Below are 7,435 nucleotides of genomic sequence, written 5' to 3'. Positions count from 1 at the left end.
GTTTCGGCAACATACTTGCGCCGCCCCTTGGTTTGGCGGCTGATTTGCGTTAACGGGCGGCCATCATGGCCACCTATCCGCAGACTCTGTACGAGAAGATCTGGTCGTCGCACGTCGTGGAGCGTCGCGACGATGGCACCTGCCTGCTGTATATCGACCGCCACCTTGTTCACGAGGTGACCAGTCCGCAGGCGTTCGAGGGATTGCGGGCCGCCGGGCGTCGTGTGCGTCGGCCTGAGCTGACGCTGGCGGTGCCTGATCACAACCTGCCGACGACGCCGCGCACCGATGCCGCCGGGCGCCTGTTGCCGATCGCGGATCCGGAAAGCGCGCAGCAACTGGATGCGCTGCGCCGGAATACGGCGGAGTTCGGCATCGACTATATCGATGCGACGGCGGCCGAGCAGGGCATCGTCCATGTCGTCGGACCCGAACTGGGCTTCACCCTGCCGGGGACGACTTTGGTGTGCGGGGACAGCCATACCTCCGCGCATGGCGCCCTGGGGGCGCTGGCGTTCGGGATCGGTACGTCGGAGGTGGAGCATGTGCTTGCCACGCAGACGCTGCTCCTGTCGCCGTCCAGGACGATGGAAGTGCGCGTCGATGGCACGCTGGGCTTCGGCGTGTCGGCCAAGGACGTGATCCTGGCGATCATCGGGCGGATCGGTGCGGCGGGCGGCACCGGCCATGTCATCGAATTTACCGGCAGCGTGATCCGCAGCCTGTCCGTCGAGGGGCGGTTGACGGTCGCCAACATGTCGATCGAGGGGGGCGCGCGGGCCGGCCTGATCGCGCCGGACGAGACGACCTTCGCCTATCTCAAGGGTCGGCCGATGGCGCCCAAGGGTGCCGAGTGGGACCGTGCCGTCGATTGGTGGCGGACGCTGCCGGGCGATGTCGGCGCACGCTACGATCGCAGTGTGGTGCTGGATGCGACCGATATCGCGCCGGCGCTCACCTGGGGGACGAGCCCGGAGGATGTGGTGCCGATCACCGGTACCGTGCCCGATCCCGACAGCTTTGCCGATCCGTCCAAGCAGGCGGCGGCGCGCAAGTCTCTGGAATATATGGGTCTGGCGCCGGGCACGGCGATGCAGGACATCGGCGTGCAGCATGTCTTCATCGGCAGTTGCACGAACAGCCGGATCGAGGATCTGCGCGCCGCCGCCTCGGTGGCGAACGGGCGGCATGTGGCAGACGGGGTACGGGCGCTGGTGGTGCCGGGGTCTGGGCTGGTCAAGCGGCAGGCGGAGGCCGAGGGGCTCGATCGTATCTTCGTGCAGGCGGGCTTCGAATGGCGCGAGCCGGGATGTTCGATGTGCCTGGCGATGAACCCGGACAAGGTGCCGCCGGGTGAGCGCTGCGCCTCCACCTCCAACCGAAATTTCGTCGGCCGGCAGGGTCCCGGAGCGCGCACGCATCTGGTATCGCCCGCCATGGCCGCCGCCGCCGCGGTGACCGGGCGTTTGTCCGATGTTCGTGAGTTGATGGGAGAAATCTGATGAAGCGCGTTCTTGTTCTGCTGGTCGCCGGTGCCGTCGCCAGCGGCGTGGCCGCCTATACCGCGGGCGTTGCGCGCCCCTCCGCGAGCGTCGCCGCGAAGCGCTGAGGCATGGAACCGGTTACCGCCGTATCGGGCATCGCCTATCCCTGGGGTGCCAAGAACATCGACACCGACGTCATCATCCCGGCGCATTGGTTGAAGACGATCACCCGCGCGGGCCTGGGCCGCGGCGCGTTCGAGACGGTGCGCGCGCAGCCGGGCAACATCTTCGACGATCCGCGCTATGCCGGTGCACCGATCCTGATCGCCGGCGACAATTTCGGATGCGGATCGAGCCGCGAGCATGCCGCCTGGGCGCTGGCCGACATGGGCATAAGGGCGGTGATCGCGCCGTCCTTTTCGGACATATTTTCGGGCAATGCGTTCAAGAACGGGATCGTGCCGGTGGTGTTGCCGCAGGCGGCGATCGACCGGTTGGTCGAGGTGGCGCGGGAGCAGCCGATCACCGTCGATCTGGAGTCGATGACGGTGACCACGCCGTTTCAGGATCGCTTCGCGTTCGAGCTGGACGCGTTCCGTCGCCGGTGCCTGATCGAAGGACTGGACGAGATCGGGCTGACGCTGGCACAGGACGAAGCCATTGGCCGGTTCGAAGGGGCGATGGACGATCGTCGCCCCTGGATCACCGGAAGGAGTGGATATGCGGGCGTTGCTGTCGCGGAGCATCGGCGGACCTGACACGCTGGAACTGACCGAGCTGCCCGACCCCGTGGCGGGGCGGGGCCAAGTGGTGGTGCGCGTCCACGCTTGCGCGATCAACTACCCCGATGTCCTGATCATCGAGGACAAATACCAGATCAAGCCGCCACGCCCCTTTGCACCGGGCGGCGAGATTTCCGGCGTGATCGAAACAGTCGGCGAGGGTGTCGAGGGCTGGATGGTCGGCGACCGGGTGCTGGCGGTGACCGGGTTCGGTGGACTGGCGGAGCGGGTCGTGGTGGATGCGTCGCGCCTGTTCGCCTTGGCCGAGGACCGCGACTTCGCCGAGGGGGCGGCATTGCTGCTGACCTATGCCACCGTCATCCACGCGCTGATCGATCGCGGCCGGCTGCGCGCAGGACAGACCTTGCTGGTGCTGGGCGCGGCCGGCGGCGTCGGGCTCGCGGCAATCGAACTGGGCAAGGCGCTGGGCGCGCGGGTGGTGGCCGCGGTCTCTTCGCAGGCGAAAGCCGATGTCGCGCGGTCGGCGGGAGCGGATGAAACGCTGGTTTATGGCCGGGCGCCGTTCGACAAGGATCAGTCGCGAGCCCTGGCCGATGCGTTCAAGGCAGTAACGGGTGCAGACGGGGCAGACGTGATCCTGGACCCGGTGGGCGGCGATTATGCGGAGCCCGCGTTGCGCGCGATTGCTTGGGAAGGGCGGTATCTGGTGGTGGGCTTCCCGGCGGGCATTCCGCGGCTGCCGCTGAACCTGACGCTGCTGAAAAGCTGCGACGTATGCGGCGTATTCTGGGGCGCATTCGCAGCACGCGATCCGGAAGCGAACCGGTCACACGTGGCGACGTTGATGGCGCTGTGGGCGGAAGGCAAGATCGCACCGCGGGTGACCGAGCGGTTTGCGCTGGAGAATGGCGGGCAGGCCATTGCACGGTTGGCGGCACGTGGCGCGACGGGAAAGCTGGTCGTCGAACTGGCCTGACGCGACCGCATGAGGCTTCAGGCGACGGCGAGTACCAGCGCCACGATTGCAGCCCAGAGTGCCAGCGAGATCAGTGCCCCGAAGGCAAAGCCGACCATGACCGGCGGCGAGGGGCTGAGCGCGGGAGCGGGGCCGAAATGTCGGGTCATCGTCTCTCTCCTTCGGTGTCGTTGTGGACATCCTCTATTTATCATACCAGTGAGACTGGGCTTGGTTCCACCCTTTTGTCGCATCCGCCGTGCCCGCGTGTGAGGGGTGCACAGGGCAGGCGTTGCGTCGGGCGCCCGTGCCCCCTATCTCGCCGGTCAGAGTGAAAGGGGACCGCTGCATGACCATGTTCGACGACCGTGAGCGCGCCGAGGAGGCGAAGTTCGCGCGGGACCAGGAGATGCTGTTCCGCATCACCGCCCGCCGCAACCGCCTGGTCGCGCAATGGGCGGCGGCGCAGATGCAACTGACCCCTGCGGAAACCGACGCCTATGCCAAGGCGGTCGTGCAGGCCGATTTCGAGGAAGCCGGCGACGAGGACGTGATCCGAAAGCTGGTCGGCGACCTGACCGCGGCGGGCGTGGAGGCCGACGAACCTACCGTACGCCGCGCGCTGGAAGAACAGGCGGTGGAAGCCCGTCGCCAATTGATGGAAAGCCGCTGAACCATGCCAATGGCCGCAGACGATATCGCCGCGCTGATTTGCGCTGGCATTCCCGATGCCGAGGTGGAGATCACCGATCTGGCCGGTGACGGCGATCATTATGCGGCGCGGGTGACCGCTGCCAGCTTTGCGGGAATGAACCGCGTCCAGCGTACCCGTGCGGTCTATGCTGCGCTGGGCGATCGCATGGGCGGCGAACTCCACGCCCTTCAACTTACCACTGCACTTCCCCAAGGATGATCGACATGACCGACGACACGCAGGCCCGCATCGACGCGCTGGTCAAGCAGAACCCCGTGGTGCTGTTCATGAAGGGCAGCCCGCTCTTTCCGCAGTGCGGCTTTTCCAGCCGTGCGATCGCGATCCTGAACCATCTGAACGTCGAGTTCGAAAGCGTCGACGTGTTGCAGGATCAGGGCATCCGGCAGGGCATCAAGACCTATTCGGACTGGCCGACCATTCCGCAGCTTTACGTCAACGGCGAGTTCGTCGGCGGATCGGACATCATGATGGAGATGTACGAGAGCGGCGAGTTGGCGCAGTTGTTCGGCTCTGACGCGGCCAACGGATGATGAACGGGGCGGGTGCCGATGGTGCCCGCCCTTTCATTTTGGGGTAAAGGATGGCTGACAATCCACCCCGGGCCACAGGGGATGACGACCGGCGCGCGCGAGGCACTGCTGACGGCGCTGCGTGCGGTGCGGGACGATCGCAAGGCGCTGGACGCCTGGCGAAACCGCGGCAAGGAGTGCCGCATCCTTCGGTAGAGTGACGAGCAGGAGCATCGGGGCTGCGCCGTTCGGCCAGTGTTGACTACATGCGTAATCGATGTGATTACATGCGTAGTCGATGGAGGAGCGAGTCGTGGCCGAACGCATCAGCGATGCCGAACATGCGGTGATGGAGGTGTTGTGGGATGACGCACCGCTGACCGCGCAGGACGTGGCGGAGCGGGTCGATCCCGACCGCGGCTGGAGCGCCAACACCGTCAAGACGCTGCTCGGCCGGCTGCTCGCCAAGAAGGCGATCGTCCATGAGGAGGATGGTCGCCGCTATCTGTATCGGCCAGCGGTGGCGCGGGGCGATTATGTCGAAGGCGAGTCGCGGCGGCTGATCGACCGGCTGTTCGGTGGCCGGCTGACGCCGCTTGTCGCGCATCTGGCCGAGCGCGACGCGCTGAGCGCGGATGACATCGCCGAGATCGAAGCCCTGTTGAAGGAGCTGAAGTCATGATCGCCTGGATCGTCGAAGCCCTGATCGCCTCCGCGCTGCTGATGGCGATCGTGTTGATGGTGCGCGCGCCGGTGCGCCGCGTATTCGGGCCGCAGATTGCCTATGCGCTATGGGCGCTGCCCGCGCTGCGACTGATGCTGCCGCCATTGCCGGCCGAGTGGCGCAGTCATGTCGCCATGCCGATCAGCCGCGCGAGCGAGGCGGTGAGCGTGCTGGTGCTGCCGGTGAGCGAAGTCGCGCCGGTGGCGGCAGCGGTCAACGCGCCTGAGGCGGCGGCGCTGGCCTGGGCGCCAATCCTGTGGGGCGGCTGGGCGCTGGGCGCCGCGGCGTTCTTCCTGTTGCATCTGATGCGGCATCGCCGCTTCTGCCGGCGCCTGCTTGGCGATGCGCGGATGCTCGATGAGGTGGACGGGATCCGCGTGATCGAAAGCGCTGGCGCCTCCGGGCCGCTGGCGTTCGGGGTCGGCCGGCGCTTCGTGGCATTTCCCCGTGATTTTGCGGAGCGTTATGACGCCGATGAGCGCGAGCTGGCGCTGGCGCACGAGCTTGGTCATCATCAGCGCGGCGATCTGGCGGCGAACTGGGTGGCGCTGGGTGTGCTGGCGATGCACTGGTTCAACCCGCTGGCATGGCGGGCATTTCGTGCCTTTCGCTGCGACCAGGAACTGGCGAACGACGCGCTGGTGCTGGCCGGTCGCAGCCGTGCGGACCGCCACATCTATGCCTGTGCCATCGTCAAGGCCGCACATGGCGGCGCCATCTCGGCGGCGTGCCACCTGCACACGATCAGCGATCTGAAAGGAAGGTTGAAGATGCTGTCCAACACCCGCCTGTCGCGCACGCGGTTGATGACGGGGGCCGCCGCCGTGATGGGCGTGGTCGCCACCGGCCTGTTTGTCACCGCATCGGGAACGCAGGCCGCCGCCGCCGTCACCCGCCGGATCGAGGCGGCGACTGGTGTGACGCTGACCGCCGCGCCCCAGGCGCCCGCAATCGCCGCGCCGGCAACGGTGCCGACCCCGCCGCCGGTTCCCGCCGTCACGAAGGGCCGGACGCATGTCGTGATCGTCAAGGACGGCAAGCGCACCGAATATGAGGGCAAGGCGGCCGAAGACTATCTGGCAAAGCATCCGGCCCCGATCCCGCCTGCGCCGCCGGCCATTGCCGTCACGCCAGCCGTGCCGGCCGTGCCGACCATGCCGGCCTTGGCCCATCTGGCGAACCCCCCGATGCCGCCGATGCCTGCAATGCCGCCGATGCCGAACATTCCCCAGGTGGTCGAGCGTAACTGCGGACCAAGCGTGAGCGGATCGCGCCGCCAGATGGTGATCCAGTCATCCAAGGGCGGCAAGCGCACCATGGTGATCTGCACCAACCGCATCGAGGCGGCTGCCGCAGAGGGGGCGCGGGTTGCCGTCAAGAGCAAGGCGATCCGTGCCCAGGCACTGGCAAGCGCGCTGGCCAGCCTCGACACCGCACGCGCCAGCATCCGTGCCCAGCGCGACCTGAGCGCGGAACAGCGGCGCGAAGCGCTGGCGGGGCTGGACGAGGCGATGGTCGAGATGCGTAGCGAGATGGCGTCCGACCAAGAGTGATCGTCGTCCAAGAGGTGCCGGGCTTGCGTCCGGCGCCTCCGCTTGCCACATCGCCGGGCATGGCAGAGCATCCGACCGGCATTCCGATCCAGCTCGAGCCGCTGGTCACCCGCATATTGGCGCCCAATCCGTCCGCCTTCACCCATACCGGCACGCAGGTCCATCTGGTCGGCACCGAGGATCTGGCGGTGGTCGATCCGGGACCGGAAGACCCTGAGCATCTCGCCGCCTTGGCGGCGGCGATCGGCGGGCGGCCGGTGACCGCGATCGTCATCACCCATCACCACCGCGACCACAGCCCGGCGAGCCGGCCCTTGGCGGCGATCACCGGTGCCCCGATCGTCGGCGCCGCGCCGTTCGGGCCGCGCGATGCAGGCGCGCGGTCGGACGCAGCCTTCGATCCCGACTATGCGCCCGACCGGGTTCTGGTTGAGGGAGAGCGGATCGCCGGCACCGGCTGGACGCTGGAGGCGGTGGCGACGCCGGGGCATACCTCCAACCATCTCGCCTTCGCGTTGATCGAGACGGGCGCGCTGTTTTCCGGCGATCACGTCATGGGATGGTCGACCACCATCGTCTCGCCGCCGGACGGCGACATGACGGCCTATATGGCGAGCCTGGAAAAGCTGATGGAGCGCGCAGACCGGATCTATTATCCCGGTCACGGCGAGGCGGTGGACAATCCTCGTCGACTGGTACGCGGCATGCTGGGCCATCGCCGCGCGCGCGAGGGACAAATATTGCGGTTGCTG

Annotated in this window: 10 protein-coding genes; 9 read left to right on the top strand and 1 reads right to left on the bottom strand. The window is 67.3% G+C overall.

The features are described from left to right. Positions 1 to 65: 65 nt before the first annotated feature. The 3 genes from leuC (at position 66) to Q0U08_RS15340 (ending at position 3,203) form a co-directional block, all read left to right on the top strand. Positions 66 to 1,502 carry a 3-isopropylmalate dehydratase large subunit gene (gene leuC, locus Q0U08_RS15350; RefSeq protein ID WP_298092376.1) on the top strand — a complete coding sequence of 479 codons (1,437 nt, stop codon included), beginning with the start codon at positions 66 to 68 and terminating at the stop codon, positions 1,500 to 1,502. A gap of 110 nt (positions 1,503 to 1,612) precedes the next feature. Beyond that, the gene (gene leuD / locus Q0U08_RS15345; protein WP_298092375.1) at positions 1,613 to 2,242 is read left to right on the top strand and encodes a 3-isopropylmalate dehydratase small subunit; all 630 of its coding nucleotides are present in this window, start codon (positions 1,613 to 1,615) and stop codon (positions 2,240 to 2,242) included. Beyond that, on the top strand, positions 2,205 to 3,203 hold the full coding sequence (locus tag Q0U08_RS15340; protein WP_298092373.1) for an NADPH:quinone oxidoreductase family protein: 999 nt from the start codon (positions 2,205 to 2,207) through the stop codon (positions 3,201 to 3,203). Before leuD ends, Q0U08_RS15340 begins: the two co-directional genes overlap by 38 nt. Positions 3,204 to 3,220: 17 nt before the next feature. On the opposite strand, the gene Q0U08_RS15335 is transcribed toward Q0U08_RS15340, so the two are convergent. Further along, positions 3,221 to 3,352 (bottom strand): hypothetical protein, encoded by a 132-nt coding sequence (locus Q0U08_RS15335; RefSeq protein WP_298092372.1) that lies wholly within the window; start codon positions 3,350 to 3,352, stop codon positions 3,221 to 3,223. Between the two features lie 179 nt (positions 3,353 to 3,531). Here Q0U08_RS15335 and Q0U08_RS15330 point away from each other — a divergent pair, with 179 nt between their 5' ends. From Q0U08_RS15330 to Q0U08_RS15305, 6 genes are all read left to right on the top strand, one after another. After that, on the top strand, positions 3,532 to 3,855 hold the full coding sequence (locus tag Q0U08_RS15330) for a DUF1476 domain-containing protein (protein WP_298092370.1): 324 nt from the start codon (positions 3,532 to 3,534) through the stop codon (positions 3,853 to 3,855). Positions 3,856 to 3,858: 3 nt separating this feature from the next. Continuing rightward, a complete protein-coding gene (locus tag Q0U08_RS15325; RefSeq protein WP_298092368.1) occupies positions 3,859 to 4,095 on the top strand; it encodes a BolA family transcriptional regulator in 237 nt (78 codons plus the stop codon). Between the two features lie 5 nt (positions 4,096 to 4,100). Then, entirely contained in the window at positions 4,101 to 4,427 is a 327-nt protein-coding gene (grxD, locus tag Q0U08_RS15320; RefSeq protein ID WP_298092367.1) for a Grx4 family monothiol glutaredoxin, read from the top strand. 292 nt (positions 4,428 to 4,719) lie between these two features. Then, complete coding sequence (locus Q0U08_RS15315) at positions 4,720 to 5,088, top strand: BlaI/MecI/CopY family transcriptional regulator (protein ID WP_112382351.1); 369 nt, start codon at positions 4,720 to 4,722, stop codon at positions 5,086 to 5,088. Further along, the gene (locus Q0U08_RS15310) at positions 5,085 to 6,683 is read left to right on the top strand and encodes a M56 family metallopeptidase (protein WP_298092366.1); all 1,599 of its coding nucleotides are present in this window, start codon (positions 5,085 to 5,087) and stop codon (positions 6,681 to 6,683) included. The genes Q0U08_RS15315 and Q0U08_RS15310 overlap by 4 nt, the downstream gene beginning before the upstream one ends. Positions 6,684 to 6,742: 59 nt before the next feature. After that, on the top strand, positions 6,743 to 7,435 hold a 693-nt coding region (locus Q0U08_RS15305; RefSeq protein ID WP_298092377.1), incomplete at its 3' end, for an MBL fold metallo-hydrolase.

The organism is uncultured Sphingomonas sp., assembly GCF_946477935.1.
Lineage (GTDB): Bacteria > Pseudomonadota > Alphaproteobacteria > Sphingomonadales > Sphingomonadaceae > Sphingomonas.
The sequence above is the reverse complement of the archived record's forward strand: the minus strand, read 5'-3'. Positions and strand labels throughout refer to the sequence as shown.

Excerpts from the sequence above, each read along its gene's own strand:
- leuC (WP_298092376.1), top strand. The coding sequence starts at position 66 with ATGGCCACCTATCCGCAGACTCTGTACGAGAAGATCTGGTCGTCGCAC.
- leuD (WP_298092375.1), top strand. The coding sequence starts at position 1,613 with ATGGAACCGGTTACCGCCGTATCGGGCATCGCCTATCCCTGGGGTGCC.
- Q0U08_RS15340 (WP_298092373.1), top strand. The coding sequence starts at position 2,205 with ATGCGGGCGTTGCTGTCGCGGAGCATCGGCGGACCTGACACGCTGGAA.
- Q0U08_RS15335 (WP_298092372.1), bottom strand. The coding sequence starts at position 3,352 with ATGACCCGACATTTCGGCCCCGCTCCCGCGCTCAGCCCCTCGCCGCCG.
- Q0U08_RS15330 (WP_298092370.1), top strand. The coding sequence starts at position 3,532 with ATGACCATGTTCGACGACCGTGAGCGCGCCGAGGAGGCGAAGTTCGCG.
- Q0U08_RS15325 (WP_298092368.1), top strand. The coding sequence starts at position 3,859 with ATGCCAATGGCCGCAGACGATATCGCCGCGCTGATTTGCGCTGGCATT.
- grxD (WP_298092367.1), top strand. The coding sequence starts at position 4,101 with ATGACCGACGACACGCAGGCCCGCATCGACGCGCTGGTCAAGCAGAAC.
- Q0U08_RS15310 (WP_298092366.1), top strand. The coding sequence starts at position 5,085 with ATGATCGCCTGGATCGTCGAAGCCCTGATCGCCTCCGCGCTGCTGATG.